Origin of the sequence: Bradyrhizobium sp. 186, from assembly GCF_023101685.1 — a bacterium.
GTDB lineage: Bacteria > Pseudomonadota > Alphaproteobacteria > Rhizobiales > Xanthobacteraceae > Bradyrhizobium.
The window spans coordinates 5828328-5848936 of sequence record NZ_CP082164.1; the positions used below are offsets into that span (position 1 = coordinate 5828328).

General features: G+C 64.2%; 23 protein-coding genes. 7 read left to right on the forward strand and 16 right to left on the reverse strand.

All coding sequences use genetic code 11. The features are described from left to right. Together IVB18_RS28015 and IVB18_RS28020 are read right to left on the reverse strand one after the other, a co-directional pair. Window positions 1-444 carry a GNAT family N-acetyltransferase gene (locus tag IVB18_RS28015; protein ID WP_247983643.1) on the reverse strand — a complete coding sequence of 148 codons (444 nt, stop codon included), beginning with the start codon at window positions 442-444 and terminating at the stop codon, window positions 1-3. Then, entirely contained in the window at window positions 444-1943 is a 1500-nt protein-coding gene (locus IVB18_RS28020; protein ID WP_247983644.1) for an NAD(P)H-hydrate dehydratase, read from the reverse strand. Before IVB18_RS28020 ends, IVB18_RS28015 begins: the two co-directional genes overlap by 1 nt. A gap of 378 nt (window positions 1944-2321) precedes the next feature. Here IVB18_RS28020 and IVB18_RS28025 point away from each other — a divergent pair, with 378 nt between their 5' ends. Next, complete coding sequence (locus IVB18_RS28025; protein ID WP_007603495.1) at window positions 2322-2660, forward strand: P-II family nitrogen regulator; 339 nt, start codon at window positions 2322-2324, stop codon at window positions 2658-2660. Window positions 2661-2812: 152 nt separating this feature from the next. Then, entirely contained in the window at window positions 2813-4222 is a 1410-nt protein-coding gene (gene glnA / locus IVB18_RS28030) for a type I glutamate--ammonia ligase (protein ID WP_247983645.1), read from the forward strand. Window positions 4223-4341: 119 nt separating this feature from the next. On the opposite strand, the gene IVB18_RS28035 is transcribed toward glnA, so the two are convergent. Next, window positions 4342-5481, reverse strand: a complete 1140-nt coding sequence (locus tag IVB18_RS28035; protein WP_247983646.1) for an asparaginase — start codon at window positions 5479-5481, stop codon at window positions 4342-4344. 146 nt (window positions 5482-5627) lie between these two features. Further along, complete coding sequence (locus IVB18_RS28040; protein ID WP_247983647.1) at window positions 5628-5891, reverse strand: tautomerase family protein; 264 nt, start codon at window positions 5889-5891, stop codon at window positions 5628-5630. Between the two features lie 151 nt (window positions 5892-6042). On the opposite strand from IVB18_RS28040, the gene IVB18_RS28045 reads away from it, so the two are divergent. Then, window positions 6043-7020, forward strand: coding sequence for a helix-turn-helix domain-containing protein (locus IVB18_RS28045; RefSeq protein ID WP_247983648.1), 978 nt, complete (start codon window positions 6043-6045; stop codon window positions 7018-7020). 89 nt (window positions 7021-7109) lie between these two features. Here IVB18_RS28045 and IVB18_RS28050 read toward each other — a convergent pair whose 3' ends face one another. The 5 genes from IVB18_RS28050 to pdhA form a co-directional block, all read right to left on the reverse strand. Beyond that, a complete protein-coding gene (locus IVB18_RS28050; RefSeq protein ID WP_247991751.1) occupies window positions 7110-7871 on the reverse strand; it encodes a slipin family protein in 762 nt (253 codons plus the stop codon). Beyond that, window positions 7868-9250 (reverse strand): nodulation protein NfeD, encoded by a 1383-nt coding sequence (locus tag IVB18_RS28055; RefSeq protein WP_247983649.1) that lies wholly within the window; start codon window positions 9248-9250, stop codon window positions 7868-7870. The genes IVB18_RS28050 and IVB18_RS28055 overlap by 4 nt, the downstream gene beginning before the upstream one ends. Before the next feature lie 158 nt (window positions 9251-9408). Further along, complete coding sequence (locus tag IVB18_RS28060; RefSeq protein WP_247983650.1) at window positions 9409-10503, reverse strand: dihydrolipoamide acetyltransferase family protein; 1095 nt, start codon at window positions 10501-10503, stop codon at window positions 9409-9411. A 22-nt stretch (window positions 10504-10525) separates the two neighbouring features. Continuing rightward, window positions 10526-11506 carry an alpha-ketoacid dehydrogenase subunit beta gene (locus IVB18_RS28065; RefSeq protein ID WP_247983651.1) on the reverse strand — a complete coding sequence of 327 codons (981 nt, stop codon included), beginning with the start codon at window positions 11504-11506 and terminating at the stop codon, window positions 10526-10528. Next, on the reverse strand, window positions 11499-12596 hold the full coding sequence (pdhA, locus tag IVB18_RS28070; RefSeq protein WP_247983652.1) for a pyruvate dehydrogenase (acetyl-transferring) E1 component subunit alpha: 1098 nt from the start codon (window positions 12594-12596) through the stop codon (window positions 11499-11501). The genes IVB18_RS28065 and pdhA overlap by 8 nt, the downstream gene beginning before the upstream one ends. A 179-nt stretch (window positions 12597-12775) precedes the next feature. Here pdhA and IVB18_RS28075 point away from each other — a divergent pair, with 179 nt between their 5' ends. Then, window positions 12776-12994, forward strand: coding sequence for a hypothetical protein (locus IVB18_RS28075; protein ID WP_247983653.1), 219 nt, complete (start codon window positions 12776-12778; stop codon window positions 12992-12994). A gap of 108 nt (window positions 12995-13102) precedes the next feature. On the opposite strand, the gene IVB18_RS28080 is transcribed toward IVB18_RS28075, so the two are convergent. After that, the gene (locus IVB18_RS28080; RefSeq protein WP_247983654.1) at window positions 13103-13876 is read right to left on the reverse strand and encodes a gamma-glutamyl-gamma-aminobutyrate hydrolase family protein; all 774 of its coding nucleotides are present in this window, start codon (window positions 13874-13876) and stop codon (window positions 13103-13105) included. A gap of 298 nt (window positions 13877-14174) precedes the next feature. On the opposite strand from IVB18_RS28080, the gene IVB18_RS28085 reads away from it, so the two are divergent. Continuing rightward, on the forward strand, window positions 14175-15305 hold the full coding sequence (locus IVB18_RS28085) for an AI-2E family transporter (protein WP_247983655.1): 1131 nt from the start codon (window positions 14175-14177) through the stop codon (window positions 15303-15305). Between the two features lie 4 nt (window positions 15306-15309). Here IVB18_RS28085 and IVB18_RS28090 read toward each other — a convergent pair whose 3' ends face one another. From IVB18_RS28090 to IVB18_RS28115, 6 genes are all read right to left on the reverse strand, one after another. Beyond that, window positions 15310-15606 (reverse strand): antibiotic biosynthesis monooxygenase family protein, encoded by a 297-nt coding sequence (locus tag IVB18_RS28090; RefSeq protein WP_247983656.1) that lies wholly within the window; start codon window positions 15604-15606, stop codon window positions 15310-15312. 100 nt (window positions 15607-15706) lie between these two features. After that, a complete protein-coding gene (locus IVB18_RS28095; protein WP_247983657.1) occupies window positions 15707-15943 on the reverse strand; it encodes a hypothetical protein in 237 nt (78 codons plus the stop codon). Window positions 15944-16000: 57 nt separating this feature from the next. Continuing rightward, complete coding sequence (locus IVB18_RS28100; protein ID WP_247983658.1) at window positions 16001-17221, reverse strand: GGDEF domain-containing protein; 1221 nt, start codon at window positions 17219-17221, stop codon at window positions 16001-16003. A 229-nt stretch (window positions 17222-17450) separates the two neighbouring features. Beyond that, the gene (gene rpsI, locus IVB18_RS28105; protein ID WP_247983659.1) at window positions 17451-17927 is read right to left on the reverse strand and encodes a 30S ribosomal protein S9; all 477 of its coding nucleotides are present in this window, start codon (window positions 17925-17927) and stop codon (window positions 17451-17453) included. A gap of 2 nt (window positions 17928-17929) precedes the next feature. Continuing rightward, the gene (gene rplM / locus IVB18_RS28110; RefSeq protein WP_091965253.1) at window positions 17930-18394 is read right to left on the reverse strand and encodes a 50S ribosomal protein L13; all 465 of its coding nucleotides are present in this window, start codon (window positions 18392-18394) and stop codon (window positions 17930-17932) included. A gap of 159 nt (window positions 18395-18553) precedes the next feature. Beyond that, window positions 18554-18982: a PaaI family thioesterase gene (locus IVB18_RS28115; RefSeq protein WP_247983660.1), complete on the reverse strand. Its 429-nt coding sequence runs from the start codon at window positions 18980-18982 to the stop codon at window positions 18554-18556. Window positions 18983-19069: 87 nt separating this feature from the next. On the opposite strand from IVB18_RS28115, the gene IVB18_RS28120 reads away from it, so the two are divergent. Continuing rightward, window positions 19070-19894, forward strand: coding sequence for an enoyl-CoA hydratase (locus IVB18_RS28120; protein WP_247983661.1), 825 nt, complete (start codon window positions 19070-19072; stop codon window positions 19892-19894). Between the two features lie 109 nt (window positions 19895-20003). Next, a complete protein-coding gene (locus IVB18_RS28125) occupies window positions 20004-20588 on the forward strand; it encodes a CoA-binding protein (RefSeq protein ID WP_247991752.1) in 585 nt (194 codons plus the stop codon). Window positions 20589-20609 lie beyond the last annotated feature (21 nt).

A 20609-nucleotide genomic window follows, 5' to 3' on the forward strand; every position in this document is an offset into this window, starting at 1 on the left:
CTATCGGCCTGCACGCGTCCAGAGATGGCAGGCGTCGGGCTCTTTCTCCTCGTTCCTCGCCCCGTCGGTCTGCTCGACCAGCTCGAATCCGCGGGCTTCGTAGAAGCGTCGCGCCTGTTCGTTGCGCTGGACGGTCCAGAGTTCCAGCCGTTCGCAGGCGCGTTTGGCGATCTCGAGGAGTTCGGTGCCAACACCGCGGCCTTGGGCAGCGGGAAGCACGTAGAGCTGCTCGATCCAGGCTTCACGGAAAGCAATGATCCCGCTCAGGACCTCGTCTTCGAAGTGTCCCCATAAGCGGCACGTCGGGAAGACATGCTCGCAATAGAACCAGCGGTCCTGGTCCGGCGCGTGCAGCCCAACCAGCCACGGCATAGCCTGGTCAAACGCAATCCGATGGACCTGCGCGGCCGCGCTCATGTCGGTGAGCGCGAGCTGCCTGAGCACTAGTACTCCACCCCCAGCGCGCCATAAATCCGCCGGTGCACGGCCGGCAGCGTTTCCGTCAGGTCTTCCGCGATCAGCCCCGGGCCTGCCTCGCTCGCCGCCTCGCCGTGCATCCAGACGCCGATACTGGCCGCCTCGAACGCCGGCACGCCTTGCGCCAGGAGCCCGGCGATGATGCCGGCAAGCACGTCGCCGGCGCCGGCGGTGGCGAGCCAGGGCGGCGCGTTGGCGGCAATGGTGGCGCGGCCGTCGGGCGCGGCGATCGTGGTATCCGGGCCCTTCAGCAGCACCACCGCGCCGGAGCGCTCGGCAGCGGCGCGTACGCGCTCGAGCTTCGAGCGTCCCGGATATTTGTTGCTGAGGTCGGAGAACAGTCGCGGGAACTCGCCCTCATGCGGCGTCAGCACCACCGCGGCATCTTGCGAGGACTTAATCGATTCAAACAGCCGCTCGGGATTTGCAGCAAAGCTCGTCAGCGCATCCGCATCGAGCACCAGGTGCCGCTGTGCCGTGAGCGCGGTGTGGACGAAATCGCAGGTGCGATCGCCGACGCCCGCACCGGGGCCGATCATACAGGTGTTGTAACGCCTGTCGCCGAGCAGCTCGCCAAACTCGATCGCGGTATCGACGGGACGGACCATCACCGCGGTGAGCGCGGCCGCATTGATCGCGAGCGCGTCGCGTGGCGAGGCCAGTGTCACCAGGCCCGCGCCGGCGCGCAGCGCTCCGCGGGCGGCGAGCCTCGCCGCGCCGGTCGCGGCCGCATCGCCCGAGACCGCCAGCACGTGGCCACGGGCAAATTTGTGGCCGTCGATACGAGGCACCGGAAAAGCCGCGGCCCAGAAATCCGGATCATTCTCGAAGACCTGCGGCTCGATCTCGTCCAGCACCTGCGCGTCGATGCCGATATCGGCGACACGGACGTCGCCGCAATGCACCCGCCCCGGCAACAGCAGGTGCGCCGGCTTCTTGCGGAAGAAGGTGACGGTCTCGCTGGCGTTCACCGCCACGCCCATCACGGCCGCGCTGGTGCCGTTGATGCCGCTCGGCAGGTCGACGGCGAGCACCGGCGCACCGTTGGCGTTGATCGCCGCGATCATCTCGCGCGCCTCGCCGTGGACGGGGCGGCTCAAGCCGGCGCCGAACAGGGCATCGATGATCAGGGCGGGCTTTCCGATCGCCTGCGGATTGAACGGGAGCACCGGATGCTTCCAGCCGCGCGCGGCCGAGGCCGCATCACCCTGGAGCTGGTCGCGCTCGCACATCAGAATCACCGAGACCTCGCGCCCCTGGGCGGCGAGCTCCGCGGCTGCGACAAAGCCGTCGCCGCCATTGTTGCCGGAACCGGCCACGATCAGGATCGGCCCCTCCTCCACCATCGCATTGGCGGCTTCGGCGACCGCCTGGCCGGCGCTCAGCATCAGCTTGAAGCCGGGCGTGCCGGCCGCGATGCTAAGCTGGTCGGCCCGCTGCATTTCAGCGTTGGTCAGAACTTCCATGCCACTTCCCTGGTACAAACGCCTCTACAACAGGCATCTTCCGTGCCGATCCCATGCACGCAACAGGTGCCTGCACACACATTGACCGTTTGCCTATTTCGTAGTCTTCGGTATTTTGGGCCGGTCGGCTCTACCTATCAGAGATGCTCGTTAAAAGGCTGATAACGCTCCAGTAACCAGGGGATTTGCAACTTGGCATAGACCCTGCTTTCGAGGAAGTCGCTTCGGTTCGTCGTGCTCACTGGCATTTTATGAGGGTGTGGCCGGCCGCCGCCGGGTTGGTCAGGCATCCCGTCGCCGCGAAGACAAGTTCGTGCGTGAGAAAAGCGCATCCTGACGAAGACGTTGCTATTTGATCGAAAGGCCGGGAGGCGCGCAGTGAAGAAAATCGAAGCCATCATCAAGCCATTCAAGCTCGACGAGGTGAAGGAAGCGCTTCAGGAAGTCGGCCTTCAAGGCATCACCGTGACAGAGGCCAAGGGTTTCGGCCGCCAGAAGGGTCATGCCGAGCTCTACCGCGGCGCAGAATACATCGTCGACTTCCTGCCGAAGGTGAAGATCGAGATCGTGATCGGCGACGATCTGGTCGAGCGCGCCATCGACGCAATCCGCCGCGCCGCGCAGACCGGGCGCATCGGCGACGGCAAGATTTTCGTCTCCAACATCGAAGAGGCGATCCGCATCCGGACCGGCGAATCCGGGCTGGACGCTATCTGAGCCCAGTGCTATCCCGCATTTTGCGACACTCTGACAAGAAATAAGGCTGCTTCGGCGGCCTGATTTCGTTTATGCGGTCGCGCAAAACTCGCCGAAAGCGAGAATAATTTTGCTCATCTGGAAACCGACCCGCAGAGCCAAAAGGGGTATGCATGAAGACCGCCAAAGACGTCCTGAAATCGATCAAGGACAACGACGTCAAATACGTCGACCTGCGCTTCACCGATCCGCGCGGCAAGTGGCAGCATGTGACGTTCGACGTCAGCATGATCGATGACGACATTTTCGCCGAAGGGACGATGTTCGACGGCTCCTCGATCGCCGGCTGGAAGGCGATCAACGAGTCCGACATGTGCCTGATGCCCGATCCGGTGACCGCGACGATCGACCCGTTCTTCGCCGAGACCACCATGGTCATCACCTGCGACGTGCTCGAGCCGACCACCGGCGAGCCCTACAACCGCGACCCCCGCGGCATCGCCAAGAAGGCCGAGGCCATGGTGAAGTCGATGGGCGTGGGCGACACCGTGTTTGTCGGCCCCGAAGCCGAGTTCTTCGTGTTCGACGACGTGCGCTTCTCCTCCAGCCCCTACAACACCGGCTTCAGGCTCGACTCCTCGGAACTGCCGACCAACACCGACACGGAATATGAGGGCGGCAACCTCGGCCACCGCATCCGCACCAAGAGCGGCTACTTTCCCGTCCCGCCGCAGGACTCCGTGCAGGACATGCGCTCGGAGATGCTCGGCGCCATGGCCAAGATGGGCGTCAAGGTCGAGAAGCATCATCACGAGGTCGCCTCCGCCCAGCACGAGCTCGGCATGAAGTTCGACACGCTGACGCTGATGGCCGACCATTTGCAGATCTACAAATACTGCATCCACCAGGTCGCGCACATCTACGGCAAGACCGCCACCTTCATGCCGAAGCCGGTCTATGGCGACAATGGCTCGGGCATGCACGTTCACCAGTCGATCTGGAAGGACGGCAAGCCGGTGTTCGCCGGCAACAAGTATGCCGACCTGTCGGAAACCTGCCTCCACTACATCGGCGGCATCATCCAGCATGCCAAGGCGATCAACGCCTTCACCAACCCGTCGACCAACTCCTACAAGCGCCTGGTCCCGGGCTATGAGGCCCCCGTGCTGCTCGCCTACTCCGCGCGCAACCGCTCGGCCTCCTGCCGCATCCCCTACACCGCTTCGCCGAAGGCCAAGCGTGTCGAGGTGCGCTTCCCCGATCCGCTCGCCAATCCCTATCTCGGCTTCGCCGCGATGCTGATGGCCGGCCTCGACGGCATCAAGAACAAGATCGATCCGGGTCCGGCGATGGACAAGGACCTCTACGACCTGCCGAAGGAAGAGCTGAAGCAGATCCCGACGGTGTGCGGCTCGCTTCGCGAGGCGCTCGAAAATCTCGACAAGGACCGCGCCTTCCTTAAAGCCGGCGGCGTATTCGACGACGACTTCATCGACAGCTACATCGAGCTGAAGATGACCGAAGTCGCCCGCTTCGACATGACCCCGCACCCGATCGAGTTCGACATGTACTATTCGGGCTGATTAGGCCCGACTGTACGCGACAAGCAAAAGGCGCTCCGCGAGGGGCGCCTTTTCGTTTGTGATCGCACGTTGCGGGAATCAGTGGGTCCGCAGGATACGAGTAGGGCCGCTTCGGCCGATTACCATGTTGCGGTAAAGGCCCGCTGGAGCTCGGCTGGAGCCGTCATGCCGCTCGCGATCAGCAGTTGAGCCAGAACGCGTGCCTTCTGGGGATTGAGGTCCTCGGACACGACGAACCCGTTCTTGTCGTCGTCGACTTCGACGTTTCGGGTCACGAAACCGGATCGAACCCGCGTGGAGCGCACGACCATGATGCCCTTCTTGGCCGCCGCTTCGAGCGCATCGAGCGCCGGCTTCGACGTATTCCCATCGCCGACACCGGCCAGCACGATGCCTTTGGCGCCGTGTGAAATGGCGTCCTCGATCGGGACGGCATCCATGTTGGCGTGCGAATATACGATCTCGACGCGGGGCAATTGCTCGCCTGCCGGGAGTTGATACGTCGTGCGCTTGAGACCGGCAGCCGGAGCCATGAAACGAATGCCACCGGCGGTGTCGACGTAGCCGACCGGGCCACCGTTGGCAGAAGCAAACGTCTCGATGCTCGTGGTGTTGGTCTTGGTGACCGAGCGAGCCCCCTCAATCTTGTCGTTCAACACGGCCATGACGCCACGCCCGCGGGACCGGGGATCGGAAGCCACCTGGACCGCTTCGTACAGATTGCCCGGACCATCTGCGCTGGCGGCCGAAGCTGGACGCATCGAGCCGACGACGACCACCGGCTTGTCGCCTCGGAGCACGTTGTCCAGAAAGAACGCGGTCTCCTCGAGCGTATCCGTGCCGTGGGTCACGACGACTCCGTCGGCTTCATTCTTGTCGAAGGCGTCCTGAATACGACGGGCCAGTCCAAACCAGACCTTGTCGTTCATGTCCTGGGATCCGATCGACGAAATCTGCTCGGCGTTCAACTTCGCCAGCTTGTCCAGGCCCGGCACCGACTGCACCAGTTGTTCGCCCGTGATCTGGCCGGATTTGTACGCACCCGTCGCACGTGGGTCGGCCTGACCGGCGATGGTCCCTCCCGTCGCAAGCACGAGAATGCGCGGCAGACTGGCAGTCGTCGCATCCTTGCCGGGCTCTGCGGCCTGCGCCGCCGGGCTGATGCCCCCAGACCAAAGCGCGACGGAAAGCAGTGGAACGGCGAGTATCGGTATCCGGCTTTGCCGGCGGCCTGCTGATTTGACGGCGTCCTTGGTCATCGAATTTTCCTCCCGCTTGCGTAGGCGTCAATATTCGATACGGCCAATCGGGCCGAAGATGGGCACGCAGGATGGGCAGGGCTTTTGCGAAGCCCATCATCTCGCCCCTTGCAAGGACGATGGGTTTCGCTCCGCCCATCCTACCGCTACGGCTTCGGCCTCGCTATTCGCATGCCACCTTCCCCGATCGTACCAAACGTGCCGGCGATGATCTCCGGCGTCGGCAGCATGCCGCCGAGCGACCAGTGCGCCGGCTCCTGCTCCTCGATCCTGACCCAGACGTTGCGGCGGAAATCCGGATTGCCCTGCCCCTCGACCTCGACCATCAGGTCGGTGACGCGCTCGAGCAGCGTCTTCTTCTGGGCGGCATCCAGGATGCCGCGGACGGTGGAAATGGTGACGTAAGGCATGTTTCTCTCCAATCATGTCGGGTGGCGACGGCTGGAGATTGCACCGGACATGTTCGAGAAGGCAGTGGCGGATAAGACAGAGATCGGGCAATTTCCGCCATACCCGCCCGCGTCCATCGGGGTATGATCGCCGCACCTGCCCGGAGATGTCATGAAACTCGCAATTTTGGCGCTCGAAGGCTGCATGCATTCCGCCGTCGTCGGGATCGCGGACGTCCTGTCGCTCGCCAACCACGTCATGCAGCAAAGCGGTACAAAGTCCCACTTCACCTGGCAGACGCTTTCGCTGGACGGAAGGGCCGTGCGCGCGGGCGGCGGACAGCTGCTTGCCGTCGACGGGGCGATCGGCAAGCGCGGTGGCTGCGATGCGATTATCGTCCCCGGCAGCCTCGTCGATCACGTCACGGCCGACCGCCTGCAGCCGCAATATGCCCGCGCCGGCGTCTGGCTCCGGCAACAGCATGCGAACGGCCGGCTTATCGGCGCGTTTTGCAGCGGCGTCTTCCTGCTTGCCGGCGCCGGCCTGCTGGACAATCGCCGCGCCACCATCACCTGGTGGCTGCAAAGCGAGCTTCGGCAACGACATCCCACGGTCGATCTCGCCGCAGACGCAGTCATCACCACGGTCGACCGCATCGTTTGCGCGGCCGGACCGATGTCATGGATCGACCTCCTGCTCAGGCTGATCGAACTGGTCGAGGGCAAGGAGGTTGCAAAACTGTGCGCGGACTATGTCGTCATCGACACCGCGCAGCGTAGCCAATCGATCTTCATGCCCGTCGGCTACCTGCTCTCACAGGACCCGATGCTGACCAAGGCAGACCTGCTCGTCCGCCGCACCGGCAAGAGCCCGATGACGGTGAAGCGCCTTGCGGGTGCGCTGGGATTGAGCGAGCGCACCTTGAACCGGAAATTTCAGGAGCTCACGCACGAGCCGCCGCGGGCCTTCATCATGCGTCGCCGCGTCGAGCACGCGCGCACGCTGCTTGAGACGACGATGCAGCCGATCAAGACGATCGCACGCACGACCGGCTACGAGGACGAAAGCAGCTTTCGCAAGGCATTCCGCAAACTGACATTAATGTCACCGCAGGCCTATCGCGCCAAGAATACGATGCGAGCCGCTTAGCTGAGACGGCGGGCCTAGTCGTTGATCACAATGACGACGGGTTTCGCAAGAACTCAACCCCAAGAACTCAACCCATGGTGCGAGAGAAATCACGTTGTCTCACGCCGCGGCATCAAGTGATCGAACAGGCCGGTTGGCAGCGGAAACACGACGGTCGACGACCGCTCGCCCGCGATGTCGTGCAGAGCCGCGAAGTAACGTAGCTGCATCGCCTGCGGCTCCTGCGCGAGAATCCGGCCGGCCTCGACCAGCTTTTCGGCGGCCTGCTGTTCGCCCATCGCGTTGATCACCTTCGCGCGCCGCAACCGTTCCGCCTCGGCCTGCTTGGCGATCGCGCGCACCATGGTTTCGTTGAGATCGACGTCCTTGATCTCGATTCCGGTGACCTTGATGCCCCAGACGTCGGTCTGCTTGTCGAGGATCTCCTGGATATCGGCGTTCAAGCGGTCGCGTTCGGCGAGCATCTCGTCGAGTTCATGCTTGCCAAGCACCGAGCGCAGCGTGGTCTGGGCGAGCTGACTGGTCGCGGCCATGTAGTCGCCGACCTTGATGATGGCGCGCTCGGGATCGACGATGCGGAAGTAGAGAACGGCATTGACCTTGACCGAGACGTTGTCGCGCGAAATCACATCCTGGGGCGGCACGACCTGCACCATCACCCTGAGATCGACCTTGACGAGCTGCTGCACGACCGGAATGAGGATGATGAGGCCCGGCCCCTTCACCCCGGTGAAGCGGCCGAGCGTGAAGATGACGCCTCGCTCGTATTCCCTGAGGATGCGAACGGCCTGGGTGAGAAACAGGACGACGATCAGCGCAAGCACTGCGTAAATCGAATATTCAATCATCAGAGTGGACCTCCCTCGCCGCTCACAGCGGTCGGACGCCGAACCACCAGCGTCAAGTCGACGATATTGGCGACCTCGACCCTCTCGCCGGGCTTGAAGGTGTCGGCGCCGCGCGCTTGCCAGCGTTCACCATGCGTAAAGACGTGCCCCTCGTTCTCGTTCCAGTCGAGGACCTCGGCGGCCAAGCCTCGCATGGCTTGCGCGCCGACCCGTGGCGGACCGCGGCGGGCGCGCCGAAGCGCGCCGAGCACGACCAGGACGAAACCGGTGAACATCGCCGCGACGATTGCGATGACCGACCACGACAGCCGGTAGCCCGGCGCTTCGACCCTGACCAGCATGATGGCGCCCAGCACAAAGGCGACGACACCTCCAAGGCCGATCACGACGGTCGGATTGAACGCCTCGATGGCGAGGAGCGCGATCCCGACCAGCATCAAGCCAAGTCCGGCATAATTGATCGGCAGCAGGTTGAGGGCGTAGAGGCCGAGCAGCAGGCAGATCGTCCCGACCACTCCCGGTGCGACTGCACCGGGGGACATGAACTCGAAGATCAGGCCGTAGATACCGACCATCAGGAGGATGAACGAGACGTTGGGATCGGTGATGACCGCCAGGAATCGGGAGGTCCACCCGGGATCGACGGTTTCGATGACCGCGTTCTGCGTTGCCAGGCGTTGCGTCTTGCCGCCCCCGACCTCGACGACGCGACCATCGATTTGGTTGAGCAATTCGGCCGCATCGCGCGCAACGAGGTCGATGGCGTGCGCCTGCAACGCGCCGTTGGCGGACAGGGTGGCGGCTTCACGGACCGCCTTCTCGGCCCAATCGGCATTGCGGCCGCGCAGTTCGGCGAGGCTGCGGATAAAGGCGATGGCATCGTTCGTCGCCTTTGCCGTCATCGCGTCCTTCGGCTCATCCTTCTTGTCTTTGCTGTCCTTATCGGGTGTGCCGCTCGGCAGGCCCGGAAGCGGACCGCCAATCTGCACCGGCGTCGCGGCGCCGATATTTGTGCCTGGCGCCATCGCCGCGATATGGGTCGCATAGAGGATATACGTCCCGGCGCTCGCCGCATGAGCCCCTGCCGGCGCGACGTAGCCGACGACGGGAACGGGCGAGCCGAGCACATCCGCGATGATCTCGCGCATGCTGGAGTTGAGACCGCCGGGCGTATTCATTCTCAGAATCACGATCTCGGCGTGTCGTTCGCCTGCCTTGACCAACGCCTCCTTCACGTAGCTCGCCGACGCCGGGCCAATGGCCCCATCGATCGTAACGGTGAGTGCAAGACGGCGATTCTCCTCCGCTGAGCCGGGACGGAGACAGGAAAGAAAAGCGACGATGCCGATCGCCGCAACGAGGGCCGCCTTCATGGTCTGCACGGCAAGGGCTCCCTTGCCGAAGATATGGTGTTCCGTTTCGGAACCTCAATGCCCCGGATCGGGATGAGGGATCACGCGCGTCGTTGTGCAGCGCAATGGCAGTGCGATGGTGCAGGTCGGTCGAAAGGCTTTTGCTGCCTGCGGTGCAGTCGCGCGGTTCATGAAGCCCGCTCGAGATCCGACTTGAGTGCAACCAGGAAGCGCGCGGCTTCGCCGCCCGTCACAACACGATGGTCGAAGGTGAGCGACAACGGCAAAAGGTGCCTGACCGCGAGCTGGCCCCGATGCGCGACCGCTCGTTCCGAGATTCGGCCTGCACCTACGATTGCCGCCTGCGGCGGCACGATGATCAGATTGGCAAACCGGCCTCCGATCATTCCGAAATTCGACAGCGTGATCGTGGCGCCGCGCAGTTCTTCCGAAGGTATTGCGCGCGCGATGGCGTCCGCCCGCAGACGATCGAGGCCGGCCCGCAAGTCGGATACCTCGCGCGCGGCAACATTGCGCAGCACGGGAACAATCAGGCCACCCTCGGTATCGACGGCGATGCCGAGATCGACGCGGTCGATCAGCCGCCGTTCTCCCGTACCTGAATTGTACCAGGCATTGAGCGCGGGGGCGGATTTGCAGGCGGCAGCGATCGCCCGCGCGAGGCGGATCGTCACGTCCTCGCCCTGCCGCCAATCGTCGATGTCGGCTTCGTCGGTGACAGTGGCGGGGACGATCTCGGCATGGGATGCCGCCATGCGTTGCGCCATCGCGCGCCGCATCCCGCGCAGCGGCTCGGCAGGTCCCGTGTCGGACGTGCCCTTCGCAGCCCGCTCGACATCGGCCCGCGTAATGGTACCGCCGGGACCAGTGCCCTCGACGAGCTCGAGCGCGACGCCGAGCTTTTGCGCCAGCGCGCGTACCGCGGGGAACACCTGCGGTCCGGCCGGTTGTGCAGTAGCGATCGTTGCCGCCCGCGCGGCCTCGTCGCCGCCGAGCTCGCCAACGATGGTGCCCGTGTCCTGTTCGGCGCCCTCGGCAAATTCGACGAGCGGCATGCCGACCTTCACGATATCGCCCTTGGTGCCAAACACGCGCGCGATGCGCCCGCTCGACGGCGACGGGATCTCGACGACCGCTTTGTCGGTCTCGACGGAAAGGAGCGGCTGATCGGTGACGACGTGATCGCCTTCGCCGACATACCAGCTAACGATCTCCGCCTCCTCAAGCCCCTCTCCAAGATCCGGGAGCGTGAACTGGTGCATGGGCCAAAGATTCCATTGCAATCTAGCTGAACTGGCAGACCTTGCGGGCGGCGGTCACGATGCGTTCGACCGAAGGCATATAATATTGCTCGAGGCGTGCCATGGGGACGATCGTGTCGTAGCCGGTGACGCGGGTGACAGGCGCAAGCAGCGACGACAAGCGGCGTTCGGCGATCGTCGCGGCGATCTCGGCGCCAAATCCGCCGGTGCGCGCCGCCTCGTGCACGATCACGCAGCGGCCGGTCTTTGCGACCGAACCGAGCACGGTGTCTTCATCATAGGGTTTTAACGTCGCGAGATCGATGACCTCGGCGGCGATCCCCTCAGTCGACAGTGCGTCGGCCGCAGCCATGGTCTCCTTGAGCATGGCGCCCCAGCTGATCAGCGTGAGGTCGCGCCCCTCCCTCAGGACAAAGGCGACATCCAGCGGCAAGGCTTCGCCATTATCCTCGACCTCGCCCTTGGCCGCGCGGTAGAGGCGCGTCGGCTCCAGAAACACCACGGGATCGGGGTCGCGGATGGCGGCAAGCAGAAGTCCATAGGCGCGTTCCGGCGACGACGGCATGACGACGCGCAAGCCGGGAATATGGGCGAGCATCGCCTCGGTGCTTTCGGAATGATGCTCGGGCGCGCGGATGCCGGCCCCGTGCGGCGTGCGCAGTACCATTGGACAGGTGAGCCGTCCCTGGGTCCGGTTGCGCAATCGCGACGCATGGTTCACCAACTGGTCGAGGCAGGGGTAAATGAACCCCATGAACTGGATCTCGCCCACGGGCTTCAGCCCCTGCGCAGCCATGCCGACGCAGAGCCCGCTGATCAGCAGCTCGGCCAGCGGCGTGTCAAGGACGCGCTCTGCGCCAAAACGCTTCTGCAGGCCTGCGGTCGCGCGGAAGACGCCGCCATTGACGCCGACATCTTCGCCAAGCACGACAACGTCAGGATCATCCTGCATCGCGCGAGCGAGCGCCAGATTGATGGCTTCCACCAACGTTGCCTCAGCCATCGTGGTCTCCCGCGAGTTCGCGGCGTTGCGCGGCATAGACCTTGGGCAGATCTGCATAGAGGTGATCGAACATGGTCTCCGGCCGGCGCGGTGCTGTTGCCAGATAGCGTCCGGCGGCCGCCTCGACACGCTCATGGCATTCGGCCGCGAGCTGCTCCTCATCCCCTTTGCTCCATATTTTCTGGGCGACGAGATAGGCCCGCAGCCGCGCGATCGGCTCCTCTTTCCAACGCGCCTGGACTTCCTCGGCCGAACGGTAGCGTGCCGCGTCGTCGGAGGTCGTATGGTCGCCGAGCCGGTAGGTAACCGCCTCGATGAAGCGGGGGCTGTTGGCGTCACGGGCGGCGGCAATGGCCTCTTCAGCCGCGGCGCGCACCGCCACAACGTCATTCCCGTCGACCTGCTCACCGGTGAAGCCTGCGGCGATCGCCTTTTGTGCCAGCGTTTCGCAAGCCGTCTGCAGACGTAGCGGCACCGAGATGGCCCATTGATTGTTGGTCACCACAAAAACGACCGGCAATTTGTGCACGCCGGCAAAGTTCATCGCTTCGTAGACGTCGCCTTTCGAAGTGGCGCCATCGCCGAACAAGCAGACGGCGACGCGCGATTGCTTGCGCAGCTTGAGGGCGTAGGCGACACCGGCAGCATGCGGCGCCTGGGAGCCGACCGGAACGCAAAATGGGAAATCGTGAACCGGTCCTGAAAACTGATTGCCGCGCTCGTCGCCGCCCCAGAACAGGAGAATCTCCTCCAGTTTGACGCCACGCCAGAGCAGCGCACCATTGTCGCGATAGGACGGCAACAACACGTCCTCCTCCCGCATCGCACTGGCTATCCCGACCGATACCGCCTCCTGGCCGAGCGAAACGGCATAAGTCCCAAGCCGGCCAGTGCGCTGCAACGCAACAGCCTTTCGATCGAACAGGCGCAACAACACCATCGACCGGTAAAGCGTGACCAGAAGCTTGGCGTCGGAGGCGAAGGCAGGCAGCGGCCGCTGGATCGAGCCGTCCGGCGCGAGGTAATTGCGACGACGTACCTCGAAGCGCGCGATGACGGGAAGGTCCTGATTTACCCTTCGGCTGGCCACGCTCTCACTCCCGGAGCGATTGTGCCTTCTACAAGTCAGTCAGGTGGTGATTGTGCCGACGCGATGCAATACCACCGGAGGATTAGCTCCAGCGCGCCTGATCGCGCTGCACCGCCACTTTGGTGGCGATCGATCCATACGATCATGGAAACGAGGTCGTAATGGAGGTATAGGAGACCATGGCAAGTGGTCAGGTTGTGCTGGTGACAACTGAACCTTTGGGGGGCGGCGCGCCCGTCCGCTCGGTTTTCTTTGTGGCCGAAGAAGATCCGGCAAGGGCCACCGCGATCATCGCAGCCATGATGGCCCCGAATGAGCGGGTCGAAGCATATGGACCGCTTCCGGAAGTCGCCGTTAAAGCGCTCGGACTAAGACCCGGCGACTTCACGCACGGCTGACGCGCAGTCAACCGCCAGGGATCGCAGCCTCAAGAGCGGTTCGAACGATCGCTCACGATCCCGCCTGCTCATCAAACGGGGCACGCCTTCCCCGCCGCACGATGCGCGCTACGCCGTCGCCCGCTGCCGTGCCAAGAGCGCCTCGCCGAAGGCCTGAAAAATCTTGCGATTGATCGGATTGCGCTGTGGGTCGTACTCGGCGTGCCATTGCACGCCGAGCGCGAAGGTCGGAGCCTCCGCGATGCGGATCGCCTCGATGGTGCCGTCCTCGGCGATGCCTTCGATCAGCACGCGCTTGCCGGGATCGAGGATGCCCTGGCCGTGCAGCGAATTGACCCGGATCCTCTCGCAGCCGAGCAGCTTTGCAAAAGCCCCGCCCGGCGTGAGATCGACCTCGTGGCGGTCAGCGAAAATCACGGTCGGGTCGGGGTGGATCTCGCCGTTCTCCAGCCGCGGCATCCGATGGTTCATGCGGCCCGGTATTTCGCGGATTTCGGGGTGCAGCGAGCCGCCGAAGGCGACGTTCATCTCCTGGAGGCCCCGGCAGATGCCGAACAGCGGGATGCCGCGGGCGACGCAGGCGACCGAGAGCGCCAGCGCGACCTCGTCGCGGTGAATGTCGTAGGGTTCGTGCTTCTCGCAGGGGTCGACGTTGAAGCGGGTCGGGTGCACGTTGGCGCGGGCGCCGGTAAGGACGATGCCGTCAACGGCATCGAGCAGCGCCGCGATATCGGTGATGTCAGGCGAGCCCGCGAACATCACCGGCAAGCCGCCGGAGACCTCGGCCACGGCGCGCAGGTTCCGCTCGCCGACCATCTGGACCTGAAATCGATTCTCAACGCGATGGGCATTCCCGATCACGCCGACGACCGGCTTTCTCATCTCCCGTTCCGACCTCCCGCCGAAGAAGATTCTACAAACATGCCCTTCCGATGGAACAAATTCAACCGAAGGGATTGCGGGACGGCAATGCTATTTCGCGCAAATTCCTGCCCCAAGGGCCGGTGTGGCACCCCGGGCGCCAGCGGCGTTGGCCCAGCGGCTTGGACGAGGGTCGCGCGCGCAAGCCCCGGCCGAGGCCGCGGACGCCTCAAACCGGCGCGCGCCCCGGCTTGATCCCAGGTGAAATTTCGCGAAAGAGTGCCCTGCCCGCCCGGGCCCGCGAAAAGGAAACGACGTGATGCCTCCCGCAGATGAACGATCCCGGACCCGCACCGATCTGGCCTGGGCGATTTCGGTCGGCGGCATCGGCGTGGTGATGTTCGCCGCCCTGCTTGTCTTCACCTGGTATTTTGCCGCCACCCTGCTCCTGCTCTTCGCCGGCATGCTGTTCGGCGTCGCCCTCAACGCGCTGACCAATGCGCTCGGCCACCGCGTTCACCTGCCGCATTCCCTACGGCTCGCCATCGTCTGCGTCGCGCTGGCGCTGATGCTGGCGGGCGTCGGCTATCTCGGCGGCGCCACCATCGCCGAGCAGGCCTCGCTGCTCAGCAAGACCATCAAGTCACAGATCACCAACCTGAAGTCCTTCCTCGATAACCACGGCATCGACACCAGCTTCTTCGATCTCGGCAATGCCGCGCCGGCCGCCTCCACCGACGCGGGATCGACGCCCTCGCCAAGCCCGGCCTCGCACGGCCAATTGCCGGGCGCCGGCGCGCTCGCCTCCAGCGGCGGGGCGATCGTGAGCCAGACCTTCAAGCTGCTGCTCGGCACCATCAGCGCCGTCGGCAACGTCTTCATCGTGTTGTTCCTGGGTCTCGCCTTTGCCGCCCAGCCCAGCATCTATCACGACGGCCTGCTGTTCCTCGCGCCGGCCAGGCATCGCACGCGGGTCACGCTCATCATCGACCGCATCGGCGAGACGCTGGAGCGCTGGCTGATCGCGCAAATCATCGTCATGCTCGCGGTCGGCGCGGTGACCTGGATCGGGCTCGCCATCATCGGCATCCCCGGCTCGTTCATCCTCGGGATCCAGGCCGGGCTCCTCGCCTTCATCCCGACCGTCGGCGCCATCATCGCCGGGGTTGTCGTGGTGCTGGCGAGCCTCGCGTCGGGCTGGGTCGCGGCGTTATCCGCCTTGGTCCTGTTCCTCGGCGTTCACGCGATGGAGAGCTATGTGCTGACGCCGCTGCTCCAGCGCCAGGCGCTGGACATTCCGCCGGCCACGCTGTTCGCGTTCCAGATCCTGCTCGGCGTTGTGTTTGGAATCTGGGGCCTGGCGCTGGCGCTGCCGTTGGTCGCCATCGCCAAGGTCATGATCGACCACTTCAAGACGTATGAGACGACGTTCCGGGCCGAAGCCGCCTGACAGCTCAGCTCGTCAGCACGGTCTCGGTGTGCTCGACCTCGGGGGGCGCGGCAAAATACTGGCCGACGAGACCGCGCCATTCGGCAAAATTCTCCGAGCCGCGGAAATCGACGGTATGGTTTTCCAGCGTCGCCCACTTCACCATCAGCCGGTAGCGTTGTGGCTTCTCGATCGATTTGTGCAGCTCGAAACCGTGAAAGCCCTTGGAGCGGCCGAAGGCCGCCTTGGCCGCGGCGACGGCCGCCTCGAAGTCCTTCTCGCTGCCCGGCTTGACGTCGATTTGCGCGATTTCGGTGATCATCGGTTTCCACCCTTTTTGTTCAATGGGCGTGTCTACCGCAGCCGGGGACAAAGAAAAAGGCGCCGGTACGGCGCCCTGATCAGCTGAAAATGCGGCGCTCTCAGGCGAGCAACAGAACCGTGCCCGCGACGATGAGCGCACAACCGACGAACCATGCGAGCGGCCAGTAACTGCGACTCTGCGTGTAGCGTCCCTGCGCGCGGCGCTCGCTGATCAGCGCAGTCTCGTATTCATCCGCGGTCGAGAACAGACAGGCGAAGCCGCCGCGTGCCGAGGCCGCAGCGGCTTCGAGCGAGGTCAGGGCAGCCTGCGGGGTCTGTCGACGGATCGATTCCATGACCGCAATGGTAGGGATCGAATGGTAAACAGGGGCTTACCGCAGGCTTCTTCGCCCTCAAGCCGTGGCCGGACGCACCTGCGGCACACCAAGCCGCGCCGCGCTCTGGCGACGCCAGTTCTCCAGCGACAGCGGCAGCTCCTCCGCCGCCTCGACGCGGTTGCGACCGCCGCGCTTGGCTTGGTAGAGCGCGGTATCGGCCGAGGCCAGCAGCACCTCGAGCTCGGTGCCGGCCGGACCGCCGGCCACGCCGATGCTAACGGTGGTGTCGACCGGGCCTTCATCGACCACGACGCCGGAGGTCTCGAACGCCTCGCGCACGCGCTCGGCAACCAGCACGCCCTCCTCGAGTGAACAGGGCAAGAGGGCTGCGAACTCCTCGCCGCCGATGCGGCCCGACATGTCGGTGAGGCGCAGATTGCTGACGACAACGGTCGAGAACAGTTTCAGCATCTCGTCGCCGGCGGGATGACCGAAGCGGTCGTTGATCGACTTGAAGTGATCGATGTCGAAAATCATCACGGTCACCGGCCGCCCGGCCTTGGCCTCGCGCTCGATCACCCGCGCGCAGGCCTCCGAGAAGCCGCGGCGGTTGAGCATGCCGGTCAGGGGGTCCGTGGACGCGGCAGTCCGGTGCGCGGTGACGGTGCGCTCCGATACCAGCATGAAGATCACGAACACGGTGCCGACGGCATAGAGCACGAGCTCGACCGCGAACACGGTGACCCAGATGCTGCCGGAGAAGCCGGCATCGTTCGGGCGCAAGAAGCTGCCGAGCAGGATCGGCAGCATCAACACGCAGCCGTGCATCACCGGCACGACGAAGGCCGGCCAGCGCCGTTGCAGGCTCTTGCGCCGTTCGACCCAGAGCTCGCTCGCGGTCAACGCCGCGTAAACGGAGACGATGCCGGCGCCGATGACCATGCGCAGCATGGACGCCGCGGGATCGAGCAGCGTCACGGCCGCGACCCAGCCAAGCGCGCCGAGCACGAGGCCGGGCCAGTTCGGCTTGCGGCCGTGGAAGACGCGCGCCGCATTCCACACCATGCCGCAGGCGACGAAGCCGACCGCGTTCAGCGCGAGATAAAGATGCGGCCCCAGATTGTCGCCGGCCGCGGTCCATAGCGCGACGGAGGCCGCACCGAGAAGATAGGCGGTGCCCCACCATTTCAGCGCGGGACTGTTCTCCTGCCTGCCGAAAAACACCATCATGGCGCCGAGCAATGCGGCGATCATGGTGGCCACCAAATAGAGCGTGATGCTATCGAGCGACATCATGTCGGCCCCCTCTTAAACATAGCAGTTACGCGATCGGCCCAGCCGATTTGCGCGCCCTTCCAAATGCGACGCTATGTCTCGCGAGTTCCATTCAGGTTTTCATGCAAGGCCAAGTTTTCGGGAAACACGTCATCAATTTGCATACAAACGAAAAACAAAAAGGGCGCTGAAATCAGCGCCCTTTTTCATTTCATTGAAGCCGCTTTTGCGGCGAATGTTACCGAAGCGATTAACGCTTGGAGAACTGGAACGACCTGCGCGCCTTGGCCTTGCCGTACTTCTTGCGCTCGACCACGCGGGAGTCGCGGGTGAGGAAGCCGCCCTTCTTGAGCACGGTGCGCAGCTCCGGCTCGAAATAGGTGAGCGCCTTGGAGATGCCGTGACGCACGGCACCGGCCTGGCCCGACAGGCCGCCGCCGGCGACGGTGCAGATCACGTCGTACTGGCCGGCACGCGCGGCCACGACGAACGGCTGCTCGATCATCATGCGCAGCACGGGACGGGCGAAATAGACCTCGACCTCGCGCGCGTTGACCATGACCTTGCCGGCGCCCGGCTTGATCCAGACGCGGGCGACCGCGTCCTTGCGCTTGCCGGTGGCATAGGCGCGGTTGAACTTGTCGACCTTCTTCTCATGCTTGGGCGCGTCGGGCGCCGGCGTCTTGAGCTGCGAGAGCTGGTCGAGCGACTGAATGGATTCGGCCATGATTATGCGGCCCTCGTGTTCTTGCGGTTCAACTTGGCGATGTCGATCTTCTCGGGCGTCTGCGCCTCGTGCGGATGATCGGCCCCGCCATAGACGCGGAGATTGCCCATCTGGACGCGACCGAGCGGACCACGCGGGATCATGCGCTCGACGGCCTTCTCGAGCACGCGCTCGGGATGCTTGCCCTCGAGGATCTGGCGCGCGGTGCGCTCCTTGATGTGGCCGACATAGCCAGTGTGCTTGTAGTAGGTCTTCTGCTCGCGCTTGCGACCGGTAAGGACCGCATGCTGGGCATTGATGATGATGACGTTGTCGCCGCAATCAACGTGCGGCGTGTAGGTCGGGAGATGCTTGCCGCGCAGGCGCATGGCGACGATGGTGGCGAGACGGCCGACGACCAGACCCTTGGCGTCGATCAGCACCCACTTCTTCGTCACCTCAGCCGGCTTTGCCGAAAAGGTTTTCATGTCAGAGTTTCCGTGGACGGGGAGGCATCGGCGCGAACACCGCGCCGGACTGCGTGGCTTTCTAGAGAAGTGACGCGCGACGGTCAATGCTCAGCGGCATAAATTACCTTAGCAAAATCAGTAGCTTAAAAATATGGTGCTATACTACCTGCAAAAAGCTCAAACATTTGGAATGGAATAGGTCGATGTGACATGGGCAATCGGATCGGGCGACGTGCCGGACAACAGGTTCACCTCGCCCACCGCCAAGCGCTTGCCGAGCTTCAAAAGCCGCGCTTCCGCCAGCACGTCCTGCCCGGGCTGGCCCTTGCGCAGGAAGTTGATGTTGAGATTGGTGGTGACCGCGAGCCCGATCGGCCCGATCGCCGACAGCAGCACCACGTACATCGCGAAATCGGCGAGCGCCATCAGCGTCGGACCCGAGACGGTTCCGCCGGGCCGCAGCATCTTTTCGCCGTAGCGCTGGCGCAGCAGGCAGGTCTGGCCGTCCGCGCTCTCGATCATGATGTCGTCGCCACTGAAGGCCTGGGGAAACTCGTGGCGGAGAAACTGTTCGAGCTCCGCCACGCTCATTTTCGCTAACGCCATGCTACGCCTCGCCCCTCGCTTCACGTCCCCTGTTACATTAAGTTATCTGCGTCATCCAATTGTAAGAATCCAACCGGAAACGCTTCAATGTCCGCCCAGGCCGCCCGCGCCCCCTCCCCGCAACCGCCGATCCTGCTGCGCGAAACGGTCGGCAGCATCGCGGTCCTGACGCTCAACCGGCCGGCCGCGCGCAATAGCCTTTCGGAAGCGATGATCGCAAGCCTGCATGCCGAGCTCAACGCCATCAAGGACGACAAGGCCGTCCGCGGCGTGGTGATCGCGGCCAATGGTCCTGCTTTCTCGGCCGGCCACGACATGAAGGAGCTGACCGCGCGCCGCACCGATCCCGACCGCGGCCGGGCCTATTTCGCAGAGCTCATGAACGCCTGTAGCGCGATGATGCAGGCGATCGTGCGTCTGCCGAAGCCGGTAGTGGCGTCCGTCCAGGGCATCGCGACGGCGGCCGGCTGCCAGCTCGTGGCGAGCTGCGATCTCGCGATCGCCTCGGAAGCTGCGAGCTTCGCGACGCCCGGCGTCGACATCGGCCTGTTCTGCTCGACGCCGATGGTGGCGCTGTCGCGCAACGTGCCCCGGAAGCACGCGATGGAGATGCTGCTGACGGGCGAGCCGATTCCGGCTGCCCGTGCCCGCGAGATCGGCCTCGTCAATCGCGTCGTGGCCGCCGGCACCGAGCGCGACGCTGCGATTGCGCTGGCCGAACAGGTCGCGCTGAAATCGGCCTACACCGTCAAGCTCGGCAAGGAGGCGTTCTACCGCCAGGCCGAAATGAGCCTTGCCGAGGCCTATCGCTATGCGGCAGAGGTGATGACCGAGAACATGATGGCGCGCGATGCCGAGGAAGGCATCGGTGCCTTCATCGAGAAGCGCGTGCCGACATGGCGGGATGAGTAGCCACATCTCTCACACCGTCATTCCGGGGCGACGCGAAGCATCGAACCCGGAATCTCGAGATTCCGGGGCGGCTCTTCGAGCCGCCCCGGAATGACGAATGAAGGATCACATGAACCACGACGCCTATCATGATGACTACATCCGCGGCATCCTCAACAGCGTGAAGTCGATCGCGATGGTCGGCGCCTCGCCGGTCAATGTGCGGCCGAGCTATTTTGCGTTCAAATATCTGGCGCAGCGCGGCTACGATATGATCCCGGTCAATCCCGGCCATGTCGGCAAGGAGCTGCTCGGCAAACCCTTCGTCGCCTCGCTCTCCGACATCGGCCGTCCCGTCGACATGATCGACATCTTCCGCAACTCCAGTCACATCATGCCCGTGGTCGAGGAGGCACTGACGCTCGATCCGCTGCCAAAGGTGATCTGGATGCAACTCGGCGCACGCGACGATGCGGCGGCGGAAAAGGCCGAAGCTGTTGGCATCAAGGTGGTGATGAACCGCTGCCCCAAGATCGAATATGGCCGGCTGTCCTCGGAAATCTCCTGGATGGGCGTCAATTCGCGCACGCTGAGTTCCAAGCGCCCGCCGGCACCGACGCAGGGCATGCGGCTATCCCTCAATCGGATGAGTGTCGGCGGTGGCGAAACCGCGGCGTCAGATCGCGCCGCCAAAAACAAGACCGAGCAAAGCTGACGCAATTGCGAAGGATCCACT

Bases quoted from the DNA above. Each gene is read 5' to 3' on its own strand.
- IVB18_RS28120 (WP_247983661.1), top strand. From the start codon at position 19,070: ATGTCCGCCCAGGCCGCCCGCGCCCCCTCCCCGCAACCGCCGATCCTG.
- IVB18_RS28095 (WP_247983657.1), bottom strand. From the start codon at position 15,943: ATGGAATCGATCCGTCGACAGACCCCGCAGGCTGCCCTGACCTCGCTC.
- IVB18_RS28045 (WP_247983648.1), top strand. From the start codon at position 6,043: ATGAAACTCGCAATTTTGGCGCTCGAAGGCTGCATGCATTCCGCCGTC.
- IVB18_RS28065 (WP_247983651.1), bottom strand. From the start codon at position 11,506: ATGGCTGAGGCAACGTTGGTGGAAGCCATCAATCTGGCGCTCGCTCGC.
- IVB18_RS28090 (WP_247983656.1), bottom strand. From the start codon at position 15,606: ATGATCACCGAAATCGCGCAAATCGACGTCAAGCCGGGCAGCGAGAAG.
- rpsI (WP_247983659.1), bottom strand. From the start codon at position 17,927: ATGGCCGAATCCATTCAGTCGCTCGACCAGCTCTCGCAGCTCAAGACG.
- IVB18_RS28100 (WP_247983658.1), bottom strand. From the start codon at position 17,221: ATGATGTCGCTCGATAGCATCACGCTCTATTTGGTGGCCACCATGATC.
- IVB18_RS28115 (WP_247983660.1), bottom strand. From the start codon at position 18,982: ATGGCGTTAGCGAAAATGAGCGTGGCGGAGCTCGAACAGTTTCTCCGC.
- IVB18_RS28040 (WP_247983647.1), bottom strand. From the start codon at position 5,891: ATGCCTTACGTCACCATTTCCACCGTCCGCGGCATCCTGGATGCCGCC.
- IVB18_RS28035 (WP_247983646.1), bottom strand. From the start codon at position 5,481: ATGACCAAGGACGCCGTCAAATCAGCAGGCCGCCGGCAAAGCCGGATA.
- IVB18_RS28080 (WP_247983654.1), bottom strand. From the start codon at position 13,876: ATGAGAAAGCCGGTCGTCGGCGTGATCGGGAATGCCCATCGCGTTGAG.
- IVB18_RS28060 (WP_247983650.1), bottom strand. From the start codon at position 10,503: ATGCACCAGTTCACGCTCCCGGATCTTGGAGAGGGGCTTGAGGAGGCG.
- rplM (WP_091965253.1), bottom strand. From the start codon at position 18,394: ATGAAAACCTTTTCGGCAAAGCCGGCTGAGGTGACGAAGAAGTGGGTG.
- IVB18_RS28020 (WP_247983644.1), bottom strand. From the start codon at position 1,943: ATGGAAGTTCTGACCAACGCTGAAATGCAGCGGGCCGACCAGCTTAGC.
- IVB18_RS28125 (WP_247991752.1), top strand. From the start codon at position 20,004: ATGAACCACGACGCCTATCATGATGACTACATCCGCGGCATCCTCAAC.
- IVB18_RS28075 (WP_247983653.1), top strand. From the start codon at position 12,776: ATGGCAAGTGGTCAGGTTGTGCTGGTGACAACTGAACCTTTGGGGGGC.
- IVB18_RS28085 (WP_247983655.1), top strand. From the start codon at position 14,175: ATGCCTCCCGCAGATGAACGATCCCGGACCCGCACCGATCTGGCCTGG.
- glnA (WP_247983645.1), top strand. From the start codon at position 2,813: ATGAAGACCGCCAAAGACGTCCTGAAATCGATCAAGGACAACGACGTC.